Origin of the sequence: Paenibacillus sp. LC231 (assembly GCF_001860525.1) — a bacterium.
Taxonomy (GTDB): domain Bacteria; phylum Bacillota; class Bacilli; order Paenibacillales; family Paenibacillaceae; genus Paenibacillus_AQ.
Genome location: NZ_JFOM01000019.1, coordinates 19,639 through 43,468 on the forward strand (window position 1 = coordinate 19,639; position 23,830 = coordinate 43,468).

Annotated in this window: 19 protein-coding genes; 18 read left to right on the top strand and 1 reads right to left on the bottom strand. The window is 50.3% G+C overall.

All coding sequences use genetic code 11. The features are described from left to right. Positions 1–294: 294 nt before the first annotated feature. From AK95_RS14980 to ptsP, 13 genes are all read left to right on the top strand, one after another. Positions 295–1,113, top strand: a complete 819-nt coding sequence (locus AK95_RS14980; protein WP_071220769.1) for an MBL fold metallo-hydrolase — start codon at positions 295–297, stop codon at positions 1,111–1,113. Beyond that, the gene (locus AK95_RS14985) at positions 1,110–2,357 is read left to right on the top strand and encodes an MFS transporter (protein WP_074961869.1); all 1,248 of its coding nucleotides are present in this window, start codon (positions 1,110–1,112) and stop codon (positions 2,355–2,357) included. Before AK95_RS14980 ends, AK95_RS14985 begins: the two co-directional genes overlap by 4 nt. Continuing rightward, the gene (locus tag AK95_RS14990; protein WP_071220830.1) at positions 2,332–3,294 is read left to right on the top strand and encodes a metallophosphoesterase family protein; all 963 of its coding nucleotides are present in this window, start codon (positions 2,332–2,334) and stop codon (positions 3,292–3,294) included. The genes AK95_RS14985 and AK95_RS14990 overlap by 26 nt, the downstream gene beginning before the upstream one ends. A 358-nt stretch (positions 3,295–3,652) precedes the next feature. After that, positions 3,653–7,594 (top strand): polysaccharide lyase family 8 super-sandwich domain-containing protein, encoded by a 3,942-nt coding sequence (locus AK95_RS14995; protein WP_071220770.1) that lies wholly within the window; start codon positions 3,653–3,655, stop codon positions 7,592–7,594. 254 nt (positions 7,595–7,848) lie between these two features. Continuing rightward, on the top strand, positions 7,849–9,960 hold the full coding sequence (locus tag AK95_RS15000) for a BglG family transcription antiterminator (RefSeq protein ID WP_268801967.1): 2,112 nt from the start codon (positions 7,849–7,851) through the stop codon (positions 9,958–9,960). A gap of 35 nt (positions 9,961–9,995) precedes the next feature. Continuing rightward, positions 9,996–10,439: a PTS sugar transporter subunit IIA gene (locus AK95_RS15005; protein ID WP_071220772.1), complete on the top strand. Its 444-nt coding sequence runs from the start codon at positions 9,996–9,998 to the stop codon at positions 10,437–10,439. Continuing rightward, positions 10,436–10,699, top strand: a complete 264-nt coding sequence (locus tag AK95_RS15010) for a PTS sugar transporter subunit IIB (protein WP_071220773.1) — start codon at positions 10,436–10,438, stop codon at positions 10,697–10,699. The genes AK95_RS15005 and AK95_RS15010 overlap by 4 nt, the downstream gene beginning before the upstream one ends. 23 nt (positions 10,700–10,722) lie before the next feature. Further along, positions 10,723–12,018 (top strand): PTS ascorbate transporter subunit IIC, encoded by a 1,296-nt coding sequence (locus tag AK95_RS15015; RefSeq protein WP_071220774.1) that lies wholly within the window; start codon positions 10,723–10,725, stop codon positions 12,016–12,018. Positions 12,019–12,115: 97 nt separating this feature from the next. After that, on the top strand, positions 12,116–13,108 hold the full coding sequence (locus AK95_RS15020) for a phosphotriesterase family protein (RefSeq protein ID WP_071220775.1): 993 nt from the start codon (positions 12,116–12,118) through the stop codon (positions 13,106–13,108). Positions 13,109–13,121: 13 nt separating this feature from the next. Next, entirely contained in the window at positions 13,122–13,880 is a 759-nt protein-coding gene (locus AK95_RS15025) for a creatininase family protein (protein WP_071220776.1), read from the top strand. Positions 13,881–13,916: 36 nt separating this feature from the next. Continuing rightward, on the top strand, positions 13,917–14,651 hold the full coding sequence (locus AK95_RS15030) for an SIS domain-containing protein (protein WP_071220777.1): 735 nt from the start codon (positions 13,917–13,919) through the stop codon (positions 14,649–14,651). A 263-nt stretch (positions 14,652–14,914) separates the two neighbouring features. Further along, positions 14,915–15,184, top strand: a complete 270-nt coding sequence (locus AK95_RS15035; RefSeq protein WP_071220778.1) for an HPr family phosphocarrier protein — start codon at positions 14,915–14,917, stop codon at positions 15,182–15,184. Then, on the top strand, positions 15,184–16,947 hold the full coding sequence (gene ptsP / locus AK95_RS15040) for a phosphoenolpyruvate--protein phosphotransferase (protein ID WP_071220779.1): 1,764 nt from the start codon (positions 15,184–15,186) through the stop codon (positions 16,945–16,947). The genes AK95_RS15035 and ptsP overlap by 1 nt, the downstream gene beginning before the upstream one ends. A 162-nt stretch (positions 16,948–17,109) precedes the next feature. Here ptsP and AK95_RS15045 read toward each other — a convergent pair whose 3' ends face one another. Then, positions 17,110–17,502 carry a hypothetical protein gene (locus AK95_RS15045; protein WP_071220780.1) on the bottom strand — a complete coding sequence of 131 codons (393 nt, stop codon included), beginning with the start codon at positions 17,500–17,502 and terminating at the stop codon, positions 17,110–17,112. Between the two features lie 266 nt (positions 17,503–17,768). Between AK95_RS15045 and AK95_RS15050 the strand changes: the two genes are divergently transcribed. From AK95_RS15050 to AK95_RS15070, 5 genes are all read left to right on the top strand, one after another. After that, positions 17,769–18,446: a response regulator transcription factor gene (locus AK95_RS15050; protein ID WP_071220781.1), complete on the top strand. Its 678-nt coding sequence runs from the start codon at positions 17,769–17,771 to the stop codon at positions 18,444–18,446. After that, on the top strand, positions 18,443–19,804 hold the full coding sequence (locus AK95_RS15055; protein WP_071220782.1) for a HAMP domain-containing sensor histidine kinase: 1,362 nt from the start codon (positions 18,443–18,445) through the stop codon (positions 19,802–19,804). The genes AK95_RS15050 and AK95_RS15055 overlap by 4 nt, the downstream gene beginning before the upstream one ends. A gap of 305 nt (positions 19,805–20,109) precedes the next feature. Next, positions 20,110–21,066, top strand: a complete 957-nt coding sequence (locus tag AK95_RS15060) for a hypothetical protein (protein ID WP_071220783.1) — start codon at positions 20,110–20,112, stop codon at positions 21,064–21,066. Positions 21,067–21,374: 308 nt separating this feature from the next. Then, positions 21,375–21,851, top strand: a complete 477-nt coding sequence (locus AK95_RS15065) for a YqeG family HAD IIIA-type phosphatase (RefSeq protein ID WP_071220784.1) — start codon at positions 21,375–21,377, stop codon at positions 21,849–21,851. Between the two features lie 388 nt (positions 21,852–22,239). Further along, positions 22,240–23,697, top strand: coding sequence for a S8 family serine peptidase (locus tag AK95_RS15070; protein ID WP_071220785.1), 1,458 nt, complete (start codon positions 22,240–22,242; stop codon positions 23,695–23,697). Positions 23,698–23,830 lie beyond the last annotated feature (133 nt).

The window sequence follows — 23,830 nt, forward strand, 5'->3', positions numbered from 1 at the left end:
GTTTCCACGAACCAGGAATCTTTTTTTATTTATTTGGAAGGTGCTTGTTATGGGGTTGTATTTGTGTGTGTTTGTATGTTTCAAATATTCCGACATGGCTCACACAGTTCAACTGTCCTTCCGACCAGGCAGTTTATCGATTAACTAGAGTATTTATACTCAACAGATTCCGGCAGAAAAAGAGTTGCACCTAATTAAATAATGTATGTGATTGATTGTGTATATGTGGTATTATTTGTATCAAATCAAGGAATCGAGAAATGAACCATTGCTTTTCAAAAGGAGGAGAAACCAGTGAAGATTCATTTTCTAGGCACAGCCGCAGCCGAAGGATTTCCAAACCCGTTCTGCCGCTGCGATGCCTGCAGCAAGGCGAGGTCGCTTGGAGGAAAAAATATTCGAACAAGAAGCTCTATTTTGATCGACAATTTGATCAAGGTTGATTATTCTGCAGATTCCCATATGCAGGCACTCCGTGATCGGATCGACTTGGGTGCGGTTGAGCACCTGTTGTTTACGCATACGCATTACGACCATTTTCAGCCATCGGATCTGTACAACCGAATTGAAGGATTTGCGCACGGTATCGATCATCCCTTACAAATCTATGGCAACGATGTTGCCATTAGCCAGACCGTTAATGCACTGGGTCCGGACGCAGGAGGCAGGTTTGCGTTCCATTTATTGCGCCCGTTCGAGACGATTTCATTGGGCGATACACGAGTCACCCCTTTGCTTGCGAATCATGACCCCATGGAAACTTGTTTGCTGTTTTACATAGAAAAAGGGGGCAAAACGCTATTTTACGGCAATGACACCGGATGGCTGCATGACGATACTTGGGAATGGCTTCAAGGCAAAAGGATCGATATGGCGATCCTTGATTGCACGCATAGCTATACGAACAATAAGCGAAATCCAAACCATATGGGGATTGAGAGTGTGCTGGAGGTTCAGCGAGTATGGCGGGAAGAAGGTACGCTTGGGCGTGAGGGTCTTATATACGTGACTCATTTTACACACAATTCCGATTTTCTGCATGATGATTTTGAACGGGCTTTCGAGCCCGCGGGCATTAAGGTGGCTTACGATGGCCTGATCGTCGATCTATGACAAGTGACAGCAACAACGCAATAGAACAGCGCCAGATTAGGATTGTCGGTATCGTAACGGCGCTAACCCTCTTCGGCGACTCGATGCTGTACATTGTCCTCCCCGTGTATTGGAAGGAAGCGGGACTGGACGCCCTTTGGCAGGTAGGCGTGCTGTTGTCCGTAAACCGACTAGTAAGGCTGCCCCTTAATCCTGTCATTGGCTGGCTGTATCATCGCATGTCGCTTCGAACCGGTCTGTTCATCTCTGTTTTGTTAGCGGCGCTTACCACAGTAGGATACGGCGTCTTCAAAGGGTTCGTGCTTTGGATAGCTTTGCGGGCGGTGTGGGGAATCGCATGGTCCTTGATGCGAATGGGCGGATATTTGACCGTCATTCGATACTCCGACGATACCAATCGAGGGCGATTTATGGGAACGTATAACGGATTGTGGCGCCTGGGCAGCCTGGTTGGCGTGCTGTTCGGAGGGTTTCTCGTACCCATGTTCGGACTGCAGTCCGTCTCGATCATCTTTGGTTTGATGGCATTGGCCGGACTTCCGTTGATCGCGGCATCCATAAGTCCGGGGAAAGCATCCGGCACACATCAACTGGAATTACCTCCAGGTAAGACAAAAACGGTATGGTCGCTGCAGGTAAAGAAAATCGTGATAAGCGGATTAATTATATCCTTGCTGCACGCCGTGTTCGGCGCGACGCTTACGTATCTCATTGATACGAGTTATCCAAAGGGAATCCCGTGGTTCGGTCTGATCATCGGCAGCACGGTGTTAGGCGGCGTATTGACAGCGCTTCGCTGTGCTTGGGAGCCGTTCTTGGCCCGATGGTTCGGACAGCGTACGGATGGACCGAGAGGAAGGCTGCCTTTATTTATGATCTCGCTTGCGGGTGCGGCAGCGGGTTATGCGTTACTTCCGTGGCAGCTGCCGCTCGGTATATGGATTGTTATTGTTATTTTTGTCATGATCACAAGCACTGCGCTTGGCACCATTATGGACGCCATGGCTTCTGACGCTGCGAAGAGCACTTCCGTTATTACAGTCATGACTGCTTATTCCGTATCTACCGATTTAGGGGCGGCGATCGGCCCGACGTTAATTTATTGGGTGGTCGGCTCGCAGTATGGCGTGACATCGATGTATTTGGCGTGCGCTGCTGTATTCGTTTTGATCGGGTTATGGTATTGGAAGGAATATGTGACAAAGGGGCGGGTATATCTTGGAGAAAAAGCTGAAGTTTCGTGAGGATGGAACGTTTGTCATTGTACAGTTTTCTGATGTAGAGTTTATTGACGCTGAGGACCTTGATCCGGAGACGCCGCTTCTCGACTCGATGACGAAGGCGACGATGGAGAGAGTCATTGCGATTGAGCAGCCGGATCTTGTTGTGTTTGCAGGCGACTTGACGGCAAGCGCTAGAAGCAAAGATCCGCTGCAATCGTTCCGCAGCGCGGTCGCTGTCGCTGAGGAAAACCGCGTAGCATGGGCGGCAGTGTTTGGCAATCATGACTCGGAAGGGAGCGTACCGCGTAAAAGGATGCATGAGGAGCAGCTCCTGCATGAATATTGCGTAGCCAAACCGGATCCATCGGGCGTAAGCGGAGCCGGAAATTATGTGCTGACGGTTGACGATTCCAAGGGAAGGCCGGCAGCTTCGTTGTTCTTCCTCGACAGCGGCGATTACTCACCGATGGATGCGGTGGGCGGATACGATTGGATACGCCGGGATCAAATCGAATGGTATACATCTGAATCTCGGCAATTAGCCGATCGAAATGGTGGAGAGCCTTTGCCTGCACTGGCTTTTTTCCATATTCCGCTCCCGGAATACAAAGAGGTGTGGAAGACGAAAGTGTGCGAGGGCCACTGCAGCGAATGGATCAGCTCGCCTGAACTAAACTCCGGCTTGTTCGCCGCCATGGTGGAGATGGGCGATGTTATGGGCACGTTCGTCGGACATGATCACTCGAATGATTACTGCGGGACACTGCATGGCATTCGTCTTTGTTATGGGAGGTCTACTCGTTACGTTAGTTATGTAGACGGTGTGCGCAAAGACAAATTTCCGACGGGTGCAAGAGTCATTCGATTAAGAGCGGATGAGCGACAGTTTGAGACATGGATCCGCCAAAACGACGGACTTGTCGCGGAAATGCCGCTGCATGAGCCGGATGCTCGGTAAGTTACCCTTTCCCACGCATTTCTCTTCACCAATATAGAATTCCTAAAATGTTCTGAATAATCTGCAAATCTTCTTCCGTTCAAACTGAGCCAAATTCAATCTGCCTCGTTCTTTGAGAATGTTGTTGTGATGCACCATGCAACCTGGGGATTTGAATGTGGCTTTTTCTCGATCTCGTATTTTGCAAGTTGATATTTTATGACAAAACAAGGATTGTCGTTGTTATTAAGGCCTGAAATGGATCATTCGGATGGCGTTAAAGCCGGGAGGGGGGTGATGAAACAGACGGAATTCATGCAAAAGGATGCTGGGGCTAACCATTGGCAGTCTAATTTGAATGATGGAAGGTGGTATTGTGATGAATTTACGTTGGCGGAAATGCATTGTGGTTTCTCTTCTCACCAGTTTCATGCTGTATCCCATTTTGTTGTTTACTGGACCGGTACAAGCATCAAGCGCTGCAGACGAATTCGATTTGCTGAGGGAGAGGTGGCATGTATATTTGACCGGGGGGACAACAATCGACACGTCGGACCCGGAAATTGCAGCGAAAATCAGCCAAATCGAAACCAACGCGAACAAGCACTGGTCAGCGATGAACACAAACGCCGGACGAACTTATCTGTGGAGCGATCTGGCGAATTGGAGTGTCTCCAGCACGATCTCATCCAACTATGTAAGGCTGAAGGAAATGGCTCTGGCCTATTCCACAACAGGGTCTTCCCTCAAAGGGGATGAGCAGCTGGCTGCAGACATCCTAAGTGGCCTGGACTGGATGTATGCGAACAAATATAACGAAACGAAGAGCGAGACAGGAAATTGGTGGGATTGGGAAATCGGCGTGCCGATGAATCTGACGGATGCGATGGTCTTGATTTATGATCAAATGTCCGCAGCGCAAAAAGCAAACTACACGAAGGCTTTGGACAAATTCGTTCCGGATCCAACCTATCGCACAAATTCACCCTCACTCCGGGAGACCGGTGCGAATCGGCTTGATAAAGCGCTAATCGTCTCTTTGCGCGGCGTGCTGAATAAATCGGATGCCAAGATTGCGCAAGGCCGTGACGCGATCAGCCAGGTGTTGTTGTATGTACAGAGCAGGGACGGCTTTTACGAGGACGGTTCGTTTATCCAGCATGACTATGTCGCGTATACAGGAAGCTACGGTGCCGTTCTGCTCGAAGATATGGCGAAGCTGCTGTATCTTCTAGGCGGTTCGAGTTGGGATGTGACGGACCCGAATATTGCGAATGTCATTCGTTGGGTAACGGAGGCTTACCGTCCTTTTCTGTATAAAGGCGCCATGATGGATACGGTGCGAGGGCGTGCGATATCGCGCGAAAGTTCACAGGATCACCAGGCGGGACGGAAAATCCTGGCTTCACTCGTCATGCTCGCCGACGGCCTGAACGCTCGGGATGCCGCAACGGTTCGCCAAATTGCCAAAGGCCAAATGATGTCGGATACTACGTTCCCGAGTTATACGGAGGGGCTGTCCATTTTCAGCATCGGCAAAATCAAAGCACTGCTTGGCGATCCATCCGTTGAACCCGCAGGGGATATGATCGATACCCATGTATTCGCAGGGATGGATCGTGCCGTACACTTAAGGCCAGATTTCGGCCTGGCGCTTGGTATGTTCTCGACGCGGATTTCGGCTTTTGAATACGGCAACGGCGAAAATACCAAGCCATGGTGGCAAGGCGCAGGCGCCGCCTACATGTACAATGCGGACCAGACGCAGTTTTCGGGGGCCTATTGGCCAACGATGGATCCGGTGAGATTACCGGGAACGACTACGGACGGCTCTACGGGGAGCGTGGGCTCGTTCAGCTTCAAATTCAATACATCGAATTGGGTAGGCGGTTCATCGATTGATGGCCCTTACGGTACGGTCGGCATGCAATTTTCGATGTCGAAAAACACGGGTACTCCGTTATCCGGCAAAAAGTCATGGTTTCTATTCGGCGACAAATATATAGCGCTCGGATCCGACATTTCGAGCACCGGAGGTCGATCAGTAGAGACGATCGTTGAAAATCGCAAGCTGAATGAGAGCGGTTCGAATACGTTGACGGTTGATGGAACGGTTAAGCCTGCGGCGGCGGGGTGGACGGAGGCGATGACAGGCGTACAGTGGGCGCATCTGTCTGGAAGCGAGCCCGGAGCGGATATCGCGTACGTATTCCCTGGAGGGGCGACGGTCCATGGTCTACGAGAAATAAGATCCGGCTCCTGGAAGGATATCAACACCGATGGAAGCGATAAGCTTCTATCCGCGCAATACGCCAGCCTTGCGCTGAATCACGGTATTGATCCGGTGCAAGCTTCTTATGCCTATGCCGTTTATCCGGGGGCGACAACGAGTGAGGCGGCCGGTCATGCGGCGAACCCGGGCTTTACGGTTTTGAAAAACACGGGAAACGTACAGGCGGTTATGGATACCAGCGATCAAATGGCGGTCGGAGCCAACTTTTGGAAGGATGCGGTTGAAACCGTTCAAGTGAACGGAGCCGATTACTTAACCAGCAATAAGAAATCATCCGTCACCATCGTTGAGAGCGAAGATGAGCTGCAAATCGGGGTTTCAGATCCGACCCAAGCAAACGGAGGGACTATTGAAGTCGAAATTCACCGTGCGACAACCGGCGCATTGCTGCTCGACCCGGGGGTTACAGTGAAGCAGTTTGCACCGACGACGGTATTGGAAGTCAATACGGCGGGAGCGATCGGGAAAACGTTCCTGGCTAAGCTGAGCACAGGGTCAACGACGCCGCCAGTGGCGCCCCAATTGATCGAAGCCCTGCCAGGACCTGGTTCAGCTGCGCTGAAATGGTCCGCAAGCGCAGGAGCAACAGGATACCGAATTTATTACGGGACAGCGCCCGGCAGCTATACGAATACCGTGGATATATCCGCAGTCAGCGGAAATAACCAGTATACCGTTACAGGGCTAGCCGATGGGGCAACGTATTATTTTACGATAAAAGCCCTTAATGGCGCCGGTAACGAAAGCGCCGCATCCAATGAATTATTCGTAACGCTTGGATACGCAATCTTGCCTTCCGACGATGTCTACGTACGCAGCGGGTCTTATGCAAACACGAACTTCGGATCTTCCGATCAATTGGTTATCAAAAACGATCCCAACGCAGGTTATCATCGGTACTCTTATTTGAAATTTGATTTATTTCATCTGCCGGATCAAGTCAAAAGCGCGCAAATCCGCCTGGTTCCGACAAGTGCCGGACTTGCCAACACACAAGGCGTCGCTTTTGAAGTTAGCAATCATGCATGGGATGAAAGCAGCATGACATGGAACAACAAGCCTGCCGCCGGCAGCCTAATCGGAAGCTGGACCGTCCCGGCAGCGGGGACGCCGGCAACCTTGGATGTAACGGCACAAGTGAATGCGGCCGTGGCTGGTGATCGTACAATCGCCGTTCAACTGGCTCAAACGACCAACTATGGCTCGACCGGCTGGGTGATTTACGGCTCTAAGGAGCATACGAATGCAGCTTACCGACCCGTGCTTCTATTCGAGCCGCAGGATACGGCTCCGCCAAACACGCTGGCGACATTATCCCCGGAGAAGCCGGACGGCGATAACGGTTGGTATGTCCAGCCTGTAACGCTATCGTTGGCCGCGGAGGATTCATTATCGAAAGTAACCGAATCGGTATACAGCTTAGACGGTGGAAGCTCATGGCAGCCGTACACTGGACCTGTTACATTCAGTGAAGACGACAAATATACAATAAGCTATCGATCAAAGGATGATGCGGGTAACGTAGAGCCCGCGAAGATGATTGAATTTAATCTGGATACAGAGGCCCCTCTTATTACGTTTGGCGATCCGGCAGCAGAAAGCTACGGTATTGATCAGGACTTATTGCCGCAATTTTATGTAAGCGATGATTTGTCCGGCGTCGATTCTAAGAAGACAACTTTGTTGCTTGATGGTCGGCCTCTGGAACAAGGCGCAACGATTCCACTGTTTACATTGCCAGTGGGCAGTCATTTATTAGAACTTACAGTTTACGATTCAGCAGGAAATATGGGGAGAGGCAGTGTGGATTTCCAAACGACGGCGACTACCGACTCGCTCAAAGCGCTGGTCGCAAGGTTTGAGAAGGACGGCTGGATTGACAACAACGGCATCGCGAACAGCTTGAGACAAAAGCTCGACCAGGGTGAACTGAACAGTTTTATTCACGAAATTCAAGCACAGAGCGGCAAACATGTCCATAGCGATGCTGCACGTTACTTACTTCAGAATGCAGAGGCATTGATTTAACATAGCAATCCGGGAAGCAAACAAAATCTTGCATGGGCCCTTTTCGCCTGTGCTTTTTTTTGTGCATATAATTGAAAAGTTCGCGGAGTTATTTAATGAAATGTATTTTGACGGTCTACTTAACTTTAAACACTTGAGTTCATTTTTGCACAAAAGGGTCTCCATGAATTGAACTGTCTTTCATGAATTGCCTGTGGGTATAATCGAATTGCAAAAGGTACCACACTAAACGGCAAAGGAGTTGATGCCGTATCCTGGACGAAAGAAGTACCCGGATTTTGACGCTGCTTCATGAAGCAGCCGATTATGTGTCGCTGGAAGAACTGATGCAGAAGGTCGGTATCTCCAGACGAACCGTTTATTATGATATGGAAAAAATAAACGACTACTTGAAAGCGGTTCATCTTCCGCCGGTCAAATACGTCAGGACAGTCGGCTATTATTTGCCGGATGAAAGCCGGTCCGGTCTTCCGCAGTCGACCGGGAAGCCTCAAACACAGCAGTATTATTTGTCCCCACGGGAAAGAATGGCCTGGATGTCGCTTTATCTGTTATCGGCGGAGGCTCCGCTCTTTGTTCATCATTTTACGGACCTTTTGCAGGTTAGCCGAGGGACCGTACTCAAGGATTTGAATATGGTTCGGTCGGACATGAAGATCTCGAAACTTAAAGTAACCTACGACCGCAAGCGGGGCTATGGCGTACATGGGGAGGAACGTGACAAGCGGAAGGCCCTAAGCCAATACTTCGGACAGATTTTCGGTCATGCCGGCTGGGAACAGATATTTAACCGGAATCCGGAATCGGAAAGTCCGGATCTCGCCCAAGTCCTATTTCCCCCTATGAAGTCAGGTCACCTGAAGCGGGTGTATCGCCTGATTTCGGATAGCGAAATAACGCTGGGCGTAGATTTGACGGATGAGATGTTATTTCATTTGACGGCACGGTTCCTGTTGTATGTAAGGCGGATTCAGACCGGACAGTTTATCTCGATAGATGAAGATGAACGAAACGTGCTGCGGAGGAAACCAGAGTACGAAGTTGCCGCAGGGCTTGCCGAAGGTCTTGGCCAAATGTTTGGCGTCTCCATCCCGGACGAAGAGATTTGCTACTTTACGATGCATTTACTGGGAGCCAGGGTTAACCGGATGGAACAGATGACCGGATCCGAAGAGGTGCTTAAGCAGCTTCGGCAAGTGACCAGACAGATGACGGATGATTTTCAGCGTTACGCCTGCGTCTTCCTGCCGAACAGAGAAACGATGGAAGAGAATCTGCTTGTTCATTTGAAGCCGGCTTATTATCGGATCGTATACGGACTCGGTCTTGAAAATCCGCTGCTCGAAAATATCCTATCCAAGTACAGGGAAGTATTCGAGCTGACCCGCCGATCCGCGGCTCCGTTCGAACAACTGGTTGGACGTCAACTTGACGACAACGAAATCGGATATCTCGCGATGCATTTCGGCGGCTGGCTGCGCAGAGAGAACACGAAGCCGACCGTACGGCGACAGGCAGCCATCGTCTGCGTCAACGGTATTTCCGCTTCGCGAATGCTGAAATCGCAGCTGGAGAACCTTTTCTCGGCAGTGGATATTACGGCGGTACTCTCGCTGCGGAATTACGAGTCCTTTGATGAAGACCATGTTGATTTTATTTTCTCAACGGTCCCATTGCCGGATAGCAAAGTGCCCGTTCTCATAGTGAATCCGATTCTCAGCGATAAGGATAAGGAGCACCTGCTGAACCAGGTCAACATGGTTGCCGGCCGTAATTCTAAGACCCCGGCGTACTCGGTTCAAGCGCTGCTGGATATCGTCCATAAATACGCCGCGGTTAGGGATGAGGCAGGTCTTACGGAGGAGCTGAACCATTACTTGTCCGTTGGGAAAACATGGCTGAGTGAAGCACGCAAGCCATCTCTATCGGATCTGCTCACCGGACAGATGATCCAAATGAAAAGAAAAGCAGCCGACTGGCGGAGCGCCATACGCGATGCCTCCGAGCCCCTGCTGAAGGATGGACGCATCAATGAAGCCTATATTGATGCGATGATCTCCAAAGTCAAGGCGCTCGGCCCTTATATCGTCGTTGCTCCGGGTATCGCGATTGCGCATGGCAAGCCGCAGGATGGTGTCCGGCGGCTGGGCATCAGTCTGCTGCGGCTGGAGGAACCTGTCGCCTTCTCAGAAGAAGCAAGGCATCAAGTTCAGATCATTCTGGTACTGGCGGCGATTGACGGCGAATCCCACCTCAAAGCGCTGTCGGAGCTGACCATCCTGCTCAGAGAGAAGGAGAGCCTGATCCGTCTGAAAGAGGCCAAGACGAAAGAAGAGATACTGCAGCAATTACACACCGGTCTTTAGCATCGATTAGAATACCGGATTTGGGAGGGATGAGAATGAAATTTTTGGAACCGTCGCTAATTGCCTTGGATGTTGTGGCCGAGACGGCCGAAGAAGCGATCCGCTTAGCGGGAGAACTGCTGGCGAAAGCGGGTGTGGCGGAAGAACGTTATGCCGACGCCATGGTGAAATCTTATCGTGAAAGAGGTCCGTACTTTGTTCTTGCACCCCATATCGCACTTCCGCATGCCCGTGCGGAGGATGGGGTGAAGGAAGCGTCCGTCTCGCTGATTAAATTGAAGAAACCGGTCGTATTCGGCCATGCCGCCAACGACCCGGTACAGCTTGTATTTGCGCTTGGCGGCTCCTCAAGTTCGGAGCATATCGCCATGCTGCGCAAGCTGACCACCTTGCTGAGCAGCCCGGGCAGTATTGAACAATTCATGCATGCAACGGATGTAGAAACAATCCAACAACTTATTAGGGGGAACGAACAATGAAAATTTTATGCGTATGCGGTCTTGGACAAGGAACGAGTTTGATTCTGAGAATGAATGTGGAGAACGTCCTGAGCGGTATGGGAGTAAGTACCGACGTGGAGCACACGGACGTATCAACGGCATCCGGAACTGCAGCCGACTATATCATTACAAGCAACGAGCTGGCCCAAAGCCTTCAAGGGCATGCGGCCCAAATTGTGATCGTCAACAACTATTTCGACACTAACGAAATCAAACAGAAGCTGGAAGAAGTGCTGTAAACCATTAGAAAGGGAGAGGGCATATGGACGTACTTTTTTGGATTGCCACCAACATTTTTGGAACGCCCGCCATTCTGCTCGGATTCATCGTTCTGGTCGGCCTTCTGCTTCAGAAGAAATCAACGAGCCAGCTTGTAAGCGGCACCTTTAAAGCGATTATCGGCTTCCTCATCATCGGTGCAGGCTCTGATGTCATCGTGAAAGCCTTGAATGTATTTGAGCCGATGTGGAAGGAAGTCTTCGGATTGGAGAGCGGAACCCTCGGTACCTTCATGGGGCAGGAGGCATTCAATTCCAAATTCGGCAGCGCCGTTACGCTCGCCATGCTCATCGGCTTTTTAATCAACGTTCTGCTGGCACGCTTCACCCGGTTTAAATTTATTTACCTGACCGGGCACATGATGTTCTGGACGTCGACCGTTTTTGCGGGCGTGATCGTTCATGCGGCCAGCGGCATCTCGATCTGGAAGCTGGTACTGATGGTCGCTGTCGTCCTTGGTGTGTATTGGACATTCCAGCCGGCGCTGGTTCAGCCGTTCCTTCGTAAAATTACGGGCAACGATAACATTGCGCTTGGTCACACCTCGGCCTCGGTTGCCTTGCTAGCTGCCTTGTTCGGTAAATTGTTCGGCAACAAAAACAACGATTCCGAGAAAATCAAAGTACCCAAAGGCTTCGAGTTTCTTCGTGATTCCAACGTCATCACTGCGCTCAGCATGGGAGTTTTGTTCCTGATCGGGGCCATTATTCTATCGACGAAGGGCACGCCGGCGGCTGCGGAGCTGATGAAACAATCAGGTGACCAGAACTTTATTATCTACTCCATTATCCAATCGTTCACATTCGCAGGCGGAATCGCCATCGTTCTGATGGGAGTCCGGATGTTTGTCGGCGAGCTGGTTCCGGCCTTCAACGGGATCGCTACTAAACTGGTACCAGGCGCCAAGCCGGCACTGGATGCGCCAGTTGTATACCCTTACGCGCCGAATGCGGTGGTTCTTGGCTTCCTGGGAGCTTTCGCCGGAGCGATTATCTGGCTGCTTGTACTTGGCAACACCGTATCATACATTTTCGTGCCAACGATGATCGTCTTATTCTTCCACGGCGCTACGGCAGGGGTATTCGGGAATTCGACAGGCGGTGTCCGCGGAGCCGTTATCGGCGGGTTTATCACTTCAACCGTGGTCGCTTGGGGACAGTTTCTGATGGTTCGCTTCTTTATCGCCTCGACGGTGCCGGATACGGCTATGTGGGCAGCTGATTCCGATATGTTCATCATTGGGCCGATTCTGCACTTCCTGGCGAAGCTGTTCTTCTAGAGGTTATTCAAAAAGCAGCTGACTTTTTGAATTTTGAACACGCATTTTTAGAGATCTGGCCAGGTTCCAATTTTATAGAGAGTGGAGGAGAAACGATATGGGCTTTATTCGTACTTTACATGGAGATATCAGCAAAGAGAAACTGGGCTTTACGTATTCCCACGAACATATCGTATGCCGTCCGGCCTACTGGCAGGAACGGGGCGAGGACGATTTGCTCCTGGATGATAAAGAGAAGTCCAAGCTCGACGTTCTTGACTTCAAACAACACGGTGGACGCTCCATCGTGGACGCTACAGCCATCGATTATGGACGGGATGTTCAGGCGGTGCAGGAAATCGCAGTTGAAACCGGCATTCATATTGTAGGAACGGCGGGCTTCAACAAAAGCTTTCTGTGGGACGCCAAAATCAAAGAGGAGCTTAAACCGCTGATCGGCCACTATGAAACCTACGCCCAGTGGATTGAAGCAAAAAGCATCAACGAGCTGGCGGATTTCGTCATCCGGGAGGTGGAAGAAGGGCTGGAGGGAACGTCTTTCAAAGCAGGCCAGGTTAAATTCGGGACAGGCTATAACCGCATTACGCCTCTGGAGGAAAAGACGCTGCGCGCTGTAGCGCGCGCTCATCATGAGACAAAGGCGCCCATTCATTCCCATACCGAGGTTGGCACCATGGCGCTGGAGCAAATCGAGCTCCTGAAGAGCGAAGGTGTGGATCTGTCTTTTTTGAGCCTGGGGCATATGGACCGCAATCCCGACCCGTACTATCACGAGCAGATCGCCGCAACGGGGGCTTTCATGAGCTTTGACGGTATCGGCAAAATCAAGTATGCACCGGAGAGCACCCGAATCTCGCTTATTCTGGAGCTTGTCCGCAAAGGCTTCGAAGATCAAATCCTCATCAGCGGAGATACCGCCCGGAAAACCTACTACAAGCATTACGATCAGGGTCTCGGTCTGGAGTACATTATTTCCAAATGGGTACCGCGTTTTGTGGACGAGGCGAACCGAAACGGCTTAGACGGACCAAAGCTGGTGAAGAAATTTTTCGTAAGCAACCCGGCCAACTGCTTTTCATTTAAAAAGTAAGGGGGGTGCCACTATGAAATTCGAACTCGAAAATTCGGTTGAGGTGAAGGATAAAATACGCCAATTCCGTGCTGCCATCCTTCCTATTGGTGCCGTTGAAGCGCATGGTCCCCATCTGCCGCTGGGCACGGATAACCTGCTCGCGACCAGACTCGCGGACAGATTAGCCGAGCGGACGGAAAGCTTCGTTCTGCCGACCCTCCCTTATGGCCAGGTGTGGAGCTTGCGCAATTTCCCGGGGAGCATCAATGTCTCAAACGAAGCGCTTATCCGGCTGTTAGCAGATATCGGCGAAAGCTTATACCAGCAGGGATTCCGCATTTTCGTCATGGTCAACGGCCACCTCGGCAATGCGGTTGCGCTGAAGGAAGCTGCGAGAGTGTTATACGAACGGGTTCCCGAACTGAAGGTGTTCTACTTCTTTTACCCTGGCACGAAGGAAGTAACGGCTTTGGTGCGAGAAGCTTCGGCTGCGCACGCGAGCTATATGCATGCCGATGAAATCGAGACATCCTATATGCTCTATCTCGCGGGCGAATATGTGGACATGAGCAAGGCGATCGATGGTGCCCCGCAGATCCCGATCGAAGCGGATTGCACGCCAACGCCGTGGGAGGAAATGACTTCCACTGCCGTACTTGGGGATGCAACGCTGGCAACGAGGGAGAAGGGGGAGAAAATAATAGAGCGCAGCTTGGAAGTGATGGCGGAGATGGTTCTCCGGGCTAAAAGAGCATTGTCAACCGATGATCAACCGGAAGAGAACAGATAGCATTGTAAATACAGGAACAATGAGGTGAGAGAGACGATGATGAACACCTATTTTGATGTGATTGGCGGGTTGTTGAACAAAGTTCGAACCGAGCAGGCCAAGCCGATCCGTGAAGCGGCCGAGAAGGTAGCGACCTGTATTCAGCAGGGCGGGATTATTCACTTGTTCGGCTGCGGACATTCACATATATTGACCGAAGAAGTCTTTTACCGGGCAGGCGGACTCGTACCGATTCGTCCGATTCTGGTTGAGAAGCTGATGCTTCATGAAGGCGCGGTCCGGTCGTCCGAGCTGGAAAGACAAAACGACCTTGCGGTTGAGTTTATGGAGAAGCAGGATATTCGCGAAGGCGAGATTGTATTCGTATTGTCCACTTCGGGGCGAAATCCCGTTCCTGTAGATGTCGCTTTGATGGCGAAGGAGAAGGGGGCCTTTACTGTAGGCATTACCTCTCTGGAATATTCCAAAAGCATGCCCTCCCGACACAGCAGCGGCAAGCATCTGGCGGATGCCGTTGATCTGGTGATCGACAATTTCTCGGTCAAGGGCGATGCCGTATTAAGCCATCCGGGCCTCCAGGTACCCTTTACGCCGAGCTCAACGGTGATCGGGGCCCTCATTTTGAACTCCCTGTTCGCCGAATCTATTGAGATTATGATTGAAAAAGGCTTCACCCCCCCCGTATTTCTCAGCGGAAATATCGATGGTTCCGATGAACACAACAGAGCGCTGGTTGAGGCTTATAAAGGACGGATCGCTTTACTGGCATGATAAGAATGAGCTTAGCGAGAAATAGCTTAGCTTCCGAAATGAGCGTAAGTACGAAAATGAAAATCATCCTACCTAAACGGGAAACAGTCATTATTAGCATATATACGAATTGCCCATGAGCAGGATCTTGAACAATAAATAAAGCAGGCCGCCTGGCAAAGATCAAGCACGCGAACGTCAGGGATACGGAAGAGTGAAGCCGTAACTGCGATTTCTGCAAGAAAATTGTCTCGGCAGGCCGTTACAGGATGAGGAGGAAAGACATGTTCACACAAACCGTAACCATACAGAATGAGCAGGGCTTTCATGTCCGTCCGGCTCAGCTTTTCTCGGAAAAAGCAGGACAGTTTGGAGCAGAGGTTTATCTCAAGACTCGCGAAGGACGGTCCGCGGATTGCAAAAGCATGCTGGAGCTGATGACGCTCGGCATTGAACAAGGGGCTGTCGTGACCATCGAAGCTAACGGAGATGGAGAACAAGAGATAGTCGAAGCACTGGTACAGCTAGTCGAAAGCAAGTTTGGTGAAGCCTGATGAAGAAGCTGCATATTCAAGGAATCGGCGTATCGGAGGGAATCCGGATCGCAAAGGCATACATCTACAAGCCTTCGCAGGGGGCAAGCAGCGACAGCAGCCCCGATGAGAAGAATATTCCCGATAAACCGGCCGCTATCGATGCCGAGCTTATCAAGCTCCGTGAAGCCAAAGCCAGCTGTGCGGAGCAGTTGGATGTGCTGACGGAAAAAGCGAAGGAAGCCGTGGGCGAAGAACAAGCCGGTATTCTTGCGGGGCAGCGGAAGCTTCTGGAGGATCCTGCCTTCTATCCGAAGATGGAGACGCGGGTTCGGGAGAAGCTGGAGCCAGCGCCAAAGGCCGTTGCCGAAATTGTGAGTCAGGTCGCTTCCATGTTGGAAAGTATGAACAATGATTATATGAAGGAACGCGCCGCAGACATACGTGATATTGGCAATCGTCTTCTCGCTTGTCTGTCGCCAGGGCATTCGCGCGGCTTTACGGGTATCACCGAACAGGTTATCCTGGTTGCCGACGATTTGGCGCCATCGGATACGGTGCAGCTGGACCCTGATTTGGTGATCGGTTTTATTACTCGCACTGGAGGAGCGACCTCACATACTGCTATTCTCGCACGGTCGCTCGGGATTGCGGCTATTGTCGGCGCTGGGGACGGCGTCGACGGCATTGAGGACGGCGACACGCTCGTCCTCGACGGTTTAGCCGGGCTGTGCGTTGCCCGGCCGGACGAGGCAGAAGCGGAGCAGTATCGGCTCCGCATGCTGCAGCACCTCGAGCGCAGGCAGTCGCTCGAGGCGTACGCGGCGCGCCCGGCAGTGACCGCCGACGGCGCGCGTGTGGAGCTCGCGGCGAACATCGGCAGCGCCGCGGAAGCCGAGACCGCCGTCCTGCAGGGCGCGGACGGAGTAGGGCTGTTCCGCACGGAGTTCCTGTTCATGAACGCCCAGGCCATGCCGGGCGAGGAGGAGCAGTTCCGTGCGTATCAGGAAGCGGCCCGGACGATGGAGGGCCGCCCCGTGATCATCCGCACGATGGACATCGGCGGAGATAAGGAGCTTCCGTATCTGCAGCTGCCCAAGGAAGCGAACCCGTTCCTGGGCTACCGTGCAATACGGGTAGGGCTTGTCCGCCAGGAGCTGCTTCGCACGCAGCTGAGGGCGGTGCTGCGGGCCAGCGCCTTCGGCACGGTAAAGGTGATGTTCCCGATGATATCCGGCCTGCAGGAATGGAGGCAGGCAAGAACCATCCTGACGGAAGTGCAGGCGGAATTGAAGGAGGACGGCATTCGGTTCGACGAGAAGATGGAAGTTGGCATCATGGTTGAGATTCCCTCAACGGCTGTGTTGGCGGAACGATTCGCGAGCGAAGTCGATTTCTTCAGCATTGGTACGAACGACCTTGTGCAGTACACGGTCGCGGCGGACCGCATGAATGAACATGTCGCGCACCTGTACGATTATTATCATCCAGCCGTGCTTCAGTTAATTCGCACGGTCATTGAGGCATCCCACGCGGCCGGTAAATGGACCGGCATGTGCGGCAGTATGGCGGGTGATCCGCTCGCGGCACCGCTCTTACTCGGACTCGGGCTCGATGAATGGAGCATGGAGGCAAGTGGTCTCAGCCGGATGAAGGAAAGGCTCGCTACTCTGGATCGTCAGGAATGCCGCGAGCTGGCGAAGCGCATACTTCGTCTCGATACGCCTCAAGCCGTACGTCAAACGCTGGAGGAATTTCATCACGTGAAACAGGCAGTGGTATAGATTACGTATTCACATGACTTGGCCAACATAGCAGGTGTTGGGTTTCTCAGAATTGGTATACCCGTATGAGAAATCGTTAGGTGGGTCAAATAGCTGCTGCATATAAAGAAATGGCGGTGCAGGGGGTTCCCCCCATGCCGCCATTTCTTTGTTATCGACTATTTACCCTTTACGACGCAGTACATTGGCAATTACGCCAACGATTAAGCCCCAAACCGCATTTATTGCAAAGACACTTATCATTGCCAGCGGATTCGTTAATGGACCTTGCAATGTTCCATCGATAAGGGGAGAGGCAATCCCGCTGATAATGATAGCAAATAAGGCATAACTCAAACCCGCAAAAACAAGAATGACAACGGGATAAGCCGTTCTTTTGAATAGAACGAGCATGAGCCAGGCCAAAGAGATGAGAACCGTCATCAGAATGCTGCCGAATGCTTGGCCGATCAGGTCCATGATCCCGGTCATCTTCATGATGGGTCTGACAAGCGCTAAAGCGCCCAGACCGAGAATGAAAAGCAGGTTTTCTTTTACGATATCGATTGTTTTCATATCCAATCCGTTCCTTTCCCATGTATGTGTTAATCTGTCGCCTGATGAAGTCGATAAGACCCCGTCCGATTCATCCTCCAACTTGTATGAATATTGCCAGTTCCTGCATTGATTTTCCCGGCTGTTGATAACATTAACAAATCCATGTTGTGAACTTATGACGATGCTTGGTGATTTACGTGAATTTTTCCGATGGATTTCCCGATCTCCTGACAGCCATAATATGCTAGACTACCTATATATTACTTTTAGGAGTCCATCATACGATGAAGACATTTACTATTTTGTACATTGAAGACGATCAGGAAATCGGTTCCTGGTCCAAGGAGTTTTTAATCGGTCAGGGCTATGAGGTGATATGGAAGAGTTCAGGCTATGATGTGGAAGCAGCAATGGAACATTGCGATCTTGTCATTTTGGACATTATGCTTCCGGGTCTGGACGGATTCACGGTCGGTCAGCGGCTAAAACGAATCAATCCCGCTGTACCCATCCTGATGCTTACGGCCAGAACCGCAATCGAAGATAAGCTTACCGGCTTGTCTTTTGCCGATGATTATATGACAAAGCCGTTTCATCCGGATGAGTTGGCCGCCCGGATTCAAGTCCTGCTCAGGCGCTCCGTCACTGTGGAACCGGAGCAGCTTATGATCCGGCATTTAATCATCGACCGAACAGGAAGCCGTATATGGAATTCCGAAACCGGGGAAGAGATTGTCCTTACAGGTAAGCAGTTTCACATATTCATGTATTTTCTGGACCATCTGAATCACATATTGACCCAGAAGCAGATTTATGAAGCCGTTTGGGGCGAGCCGCATCTGAACGGAGACAAGACGTTGAATGTGCATATCCGGCATCTGCGAGAGAAGATCGAGCTGGATTCCGGCTCCCCCCAAATTATCGAGACCATCCGCGGCGTAGGATACCGGGTGCGATCATGAAGATCCGCGGCTCGTTAATGAGCAAATACCTGATCCTTATTTTGACCGCCTTACTGCTATGGCCGATCATTCCAGCCCTGTTTTATTTACCTGGCTATATGTTTAGCGATCATCCAGTATATCGTCCGGAAGAGATAACCCGCATGTGGCAGCAGGAGGCAGACAACCTGGACGGTGCAGGTAGGGATAGGATTATTTCTAGACTGGGAGAGTTGAACGAGGACTATCCGGATGCTGAAATATTTTGGGTGGACCCGTCAGGGAGGACGAATGCAGTCAGAGACCTCTCGGAAGATATACCTGAGCAATGGACTTATGTGGATATTCTCTCGATTCGAGCGCAAGACCGTAATCAAGAAACGCTGGTCTTAACCTCTCTCATCGGAAACGATCCGAAGCAAGGCTTTATGGTGATGCGGCTCCCGGATTCCCATATCCTTGATGCAGAGATGTCGCTATCGGGAAACCTGCCGCTCATCTTTCTGTTTCTAATGATCTGTGTATGCTTCTTTATGCTGTCATGGCTGTTCTTCATTAAGCTTCGCAGAAGACTGATCAGGCTCCAATCCGCGATGACCGTAAATGGATTGAAAGAAATTCCGAACGAAGTCACGATTATGAAAAACGACGAGATCGGAGAACTAGAAGGCTCGTTTAATCGGATGGTGAAGGAGCTCAAAGAAAGTCAACAACGGGAGCGGGAGGAGGAGGAACTGCGCAAGCAATTCATTTCAACGATTTCCCACGATCTTCGAACCCCGTTGACTGTCATCCGGCAACATGTCCATACCGTTCGCAATAACCCTGCTTCTCCCCAGGGACAGGTTTCACTTTCTGTCATTGAGCATAAGCTGGACGACATCAGTAATCTGATGGACAATCTTCTGTCATACACGCTGTTATCGGCGGGGAAGTATCCGCTGCACAAGCAGCCGATTGATATCGTAGAAGAAGTCCGGAATCGAGTGGCTCAGTGGTATCCAGTATTCGAGGCTAAGGAATTCGATGTCGTTGTCGAGCTTCCTGATGAGACGTTATTATGGGATGTGGATCCATTGTGGTTTAACCGGATCCTGGACAATGTGTTTCAGAACGTGGTACGCCATGCGGGAGCAGGTCGGTACATCGGCATACACATGATTGATCGTGACAATCAATGGATACTGGTTATCAACGATAAGGGCCCTGGCGTCTGCAACGAGTCGCCTGAAAAAGGCGCAGGGATCGGTTTGTCCATTGTATCGATGATGGCCAAGGAGATGGGGATGCAATGGGAAATGAAATCCGACGCAAACGGAAGTGTATTTTATATTTGGATTGATAGCAGTTGCAGTGTTATAACTCGCGAGACAGATTAAGCTATGAGAAGGTAACAGTATCTAAAATGAATGCGAGTTCGTTATCGAATTTATGTTTGTTATTGGAATATATGTATCGTTTTTTTTCGAAGACCAGGGAAGAAGCTGCGTTCAAGTCGCTCAGAGTGACTTATACGCAGCTTCTTTTTTGAGCGTTGACTTACCTATCCAGGATAGAGAGTTTACAGCTTCACGTAAATGAAATTAACCCAAACTTAAACTTGAGGTCACTTTGCCTTTCGATAAGGGAGGTAGAATGGGGTGTAAAGCGAAGGCAAAGTTATTAAGGAGGTAAGTTTTCCAACATGAAGATTGAGCATAAAAAAGTTTCAGCAGAGCTCCAGGCAGCGCGATGGATAAAGATGCGTAGAATTTGTGGTTATGGCGCTGCCATAGCGGTGACGCCGTATTTGTTGATTAAACTGGCATGGACCCTCGGATATTTCATACCAACTGAGCAAATGGGAGACGTTAGTTGGCGTGCGGTCAACGCAGCTACCGCAGTGCTTGCGGCGATCGGAATTCTACTGGCAATGGCGTTCACCAGGCCGTGGGGTGAACGCCTGCCTGCATGGCTGATTGCCTTTCCCGTATGGGTTGGCACGGGTCTGCTCGTTCCCATGCTGGTCTTGGCACCGGTGCTAGGACCGGCAGCTATGACTCGGGATCAGGAAGCGGGGGCAGCCGATGTTTGGGTGTACGAACAATTCTTTGTCATGGTCTCGCTCGTTGGCATCGGCATTTGTCTGCCTCTCGCCTTCGCAGGATATGCGAAGACACGGTGGCCGGAGGCGTTCGGTGATTCGATTGACTATAGCAGGTTGCCCGGTAATACTTGGGGACTGCAGCATACATTGTCCAAGCTGGTTGGAGCAGGCTGTATCCTGCTAGGTACCATTAAGGTGTTCTGGGCTGCTGGAGGCACCCTCGGCATGGATCCGGCCAGATTGGACCATCGTGATGTGTGGTGGCATCTGCTGACGTTTAGTACCGGAGCGTGGTCCATCGCGGGGGCGTGGGGATTGCTGGTGCTAACTTCCCGGCGTGGGCCGCAGCGTTTTCTGTACCCGATGGCATTGGCTTGGATTTCGTCGGGCATGCTGTTCTCTTATAATCTCTTTTCCGCTATTCGTACCGATTCGCAGTTCTCGCCAGAGTACCCGCTGCTGCGGATGCTGACCACAGAGGCCGGTGTCATCTTAGGTGTAATGATGATTATGATCATTCTGTTCGTTCTGCATGAACGACGTCGGGCCTTGTAGGTTTATGCACCCAGACATAAAGCTCGAACATTAACATTTTCTGGACCGGACGGTCCGTTGGAACAACGTCATGTGTAGTGCGATATCGATCCGGAACATTACGTCGTTCAGGCAGCGGGTATCTTTACCTGTCGGAAGAAAAAAACAAATATGCTTATGAAGTCGCGAAAATCGCGGCTTTTTTGTTTAGGCGAAACTGAACATACAGACCATCCAAGAGAAATGATTGTACAAAAGTATGATTTTAACAGAATGAAGGCAATCTATACACGATTGGCTTACTTATATCAAAGTAGTGGAGGATATGTATGTCTATTTTTAAACCATCGAAAATTGCGCGCTCGATTTATGAGATCGACGGAGAAATGCTCCAGCAGGCAGGTATTAAAGGGATCATCCTTGACTGGACCAATACCATAACGACGAAAAATGCTGAATCCATAACAGATTTGATGAAAGATTGGCTGAATAACATGCAGTCCCGATACGGAATTAAGGTGATCATCGTCTCTAACAGCAAACCACCGATGCATGGCCACGGACAGATCAATGAGATTCCAGCATTGTTCGAAGCCGGTAAACCGAAGAAAAAAGCGTTTTTAGCCGCATTGAATCTACTCGGAACGCGCAGTAACGAGACAGCCGTTATCGGAAACGGCATCATTACCGATTTATGGGGTGGAAACCGTCTGGGGATGTACACGATTTTCATATCTTCTTCATGGGCGAAACCTCGGATTTTAAGCGTAGTCAAACGACTATTCGTAAAAGTGCTTCGAGTATAAACATGCGTGTTACAGTTGGAACATAATTGATGTGATTTGCGGGGTGAACGGATTGGATTTTTTGGCCGCGTTCACTATTTAAGATATTTTAATATTTCTCCTCTTTTTTCTTAAGGTATCTTCCCTAAACGGTAGACGGCCATTTTGTGGGTTTCGAATTACGTAGAGCTGCTGGGAAGTGAAAGTTATCCATTTACTTTTGAAGAGGATCAGGCTAAAAGAATAGATAGCGCTTAATCGTATCAGCGACATACAACCATGTTATTATAGACTGCAACCCCGAAGATATTAGGTTCGGGGTTGTTTTTTGTTACTTCATTCAACTAGCCAAATGAATGATCAAGCAATAAGCTAAAGATGTATATTGCTTTAGAAGGAGCATGAATCCATGAGAGTATTACCTGAACCTACGTGGTCACGACTAGGCTTTTCAGAAGCTCCGAATTTTACGGAATCCGGGAAAAACATTGGTATCGTCATCATTGATACAATTACCCCTCATCCTGCACTTCAGCATTTAGGCGATCGATTACAATACGTCACCGTTCATGACGACTTCTCCATTACATGCCGAAATATTGCTTTAGAAGAGCCCGTTGAACATGATGACGCTAGTGGTGAGCATGGGTTAATGACACTACTGGCACTATCTCATAAACCTTTTGTTTTCCAAGGAAAAACGCATATAGGCATTGCACCGGCGGCTCATTATATCGTGCTTAACCACGGGGCGTTCAAGACTGGGGAAGGAGAACGATTACAAGCCGGGATCGAGTGGATATTGAATAAGCAGAAAGAATGGAATATTCAAATCATATTAAGTACGGGATGGCATGCACTAGATCATCAGGTATATCTAAAAAGCACAAGTAAAAACAGCACGGTTCAGGCACTAGCTTCAGCCGTAAGAAGTGGGGTTCTTGTGGTGTGTGCAAATGGGAATACGAGAACAGCGAATATGTTGCCGCCTCGCGAATATCTAGCCGTGGGGGGATACAATGACCGAGGCCGCGCAGAGCGCCACATCCATGTACCATTTCCCGATGAACCGTATGGACGAAATGCCGAGGGGCACTTCAGGCCTGACGTTCTAGCACCACGAGTATACTTGACCGTTCCTTTTTGTGAATCCAATAAAAAAGCAGATGTCGTTTCCTATTATGAGGGAACATCAGGCGCAGCAACACTCGTAACCGGAGTCGCAGCATTTTTAATGTCAACATTCCAAGGTTTAGATGCAGCAACTCTACGCACTGCGTTGACTACATACGGTGATCGTATACATGGCTACGATAATCTAGCCCCCAGGGTTAACGTCGCCAAAACAAAAACCGCAATTGAATTGGGTCAGATAACGAATCAAGCTCAAGAAGCTTTACGGTCCCAGCGGATCAGGCACACACATATCGCACTGCATTCCCAAGATGACATCAAAAGGGCGGTATCCCTATCCACTCTCGTGGAAAGGCAGCTTTGCTCACGGAACCTTTTATGGCAATATTCATTCGATCGCTCGCCCATCGTAAGAAAAATCGCTGTTTGTGCTTTGGAAAAGCCCATAAACGAATATGAGCGAAAGGTTTTCTGGGAGCGATTAGCTCAGGAATCCGAAAGCGGCGTCCGTGGTTGGTATGCCTATGCATTATTGCAAGACGCAAGGAAAAATGAAGGTTCCAAGTGGATTCCATTGTCAACGGATATCAATTGGACGGTTCGATGGTGTGTAAGGGAATACCTTGCCATTTTTCCTGACTTCTTTCCGCAATTTGAACCGACGCATGATCCAGATTCTATAATTTCAAAAGCCTCTCCGCTAATACAATGGCTACGCGGACAGAATGGATAAGAGGACAGAATGGATAAGCGCGGAGCCCCATTTTCCCGAAAGAGCTGGAATCCGATTCATTAATGTGAACGCGTCGGACAATTGATGGACAGTGTGCAATGATGTGTCGGTGTGCGCAGCTGTATCGGTGTGC

What these genes read in the sequence shown, in the direction of transcription:
- AK95_RS14985 (WP_074961869.1), top strand. Translation starts at nt 1,110, where the DNA reads ATGACAAGTGACAGCAACAACGCAATAGAACAGCGCCAGATTAGGATT.
- AK95_RS14995 (WP_071220770.1), top strand. Translation starts at nt 3,653, where the DNA reads ATGAATTTACGTTGGCGGAAATGCATTGTGGTTTCTCTTCTCACCAGT.
- AK95_RS15005 (WP_071220772.1), top strand. Translation starts at nt 9,996, where the DNA reads ATGAAATTTTTGGAACCGTCGCTAATTGCCTTGGATGTTGTGGCCGAG.
- AK95_RS15010 (WP_071220773.1), top strand. Translation starts at nt 10,436, where the DNA reads ATGAAAATTTTATGCGTATGCGGTCTTGGACAAGGAACGAGTTTGATT.
- AK95_RS15015 (WP_071220774.1), top strand. Translation starts at nt 10,723, where the DNA reads ATGGACGTACTTTTTTGGATTGCCACCAACATTTTTGGAACGCCCGCC.
- AK95_RS15020 (WP_071220775.1), top strand. Translation starts at nt 12,116, where the DNA reads ATGGGCTTTATTCGTACTTTACATGGAGATATCAGCAAAGAGAAACTG.
- AK95_RS15025 (WP_071220776.1), top strand. Translation starts at nt 13,122, where the DNA reads ATGAAATTCGAACTCGAAAATTCGGTTGAGGTGAAGGATAAAATACGC.
- AK95_RS15030 (WP_071220777.1), top strand. Translation starts at nt 13,917, where the DNA reads ATGATGAACACCTATTTTGATGTGATTGGCGGGTTGTTGAACAAAGTT.
- AK95_RS15035 (WP_071220778.1), top strand. Translation starts at nt 14,915, where the DNA reads ATGTTCACACAAACCGTAACCATACAGAATGAGCAGGGCTTTCATGTC.
- ptsP (WP_071220779.1), top strand. Translation starts at nt 15,184, where the DNA reads ATGAAGAAGCTGCATATTCAAGGAATCGGCGTATCGGAGGGAATCCGG.
- AK95_RS15045 (WP_071220780.1), bottom strand. Translation starts at nt 17,502, where the DNA reads ATGAAAACAATCGATATCGTAAAAGAAAACCTGCTTTTCATTCTCGGT.
- AK95_RS15050 (WP_071220781.1), top strand. Translation starts at nt 17,769, where the DNA reads ATGAAGACATTTACTATTTTGTACATTGAAGACGATCAGGAAATCGGT.
- AK95_RS15055 (WP_071220782.1), top strand. Translation starts at nt 18,443, where the DNA reads ATGAAGATCCGCGGCTCGTTAATGAGCAAATACCTGATCCTTATTTTG.
- AK95_RS15060 (WP_071220783.1), top strand. Translation starts at nt 20,110, where the DNA reads ATGAAGATTGAGCATAAAAAAGTTTCAGCAGAGCTCCAGGCAGCGCGA.
- AK95_RS15065 (WP_071220784.1), top strand. Translation starts at nt 21,375, where the DNA reads ATGTCTATTTTTAAACCATCGAAAATTGCGCGCTCGATTTATGAGATC.
- AK95_RS15070 (WP_071220785.1), top strand. Translation starts at nt 22,240, where the DNA reads ATGAGAGTATTACCTGAACCTACGTGGTCACGACTAGGCTTTTCAGAA.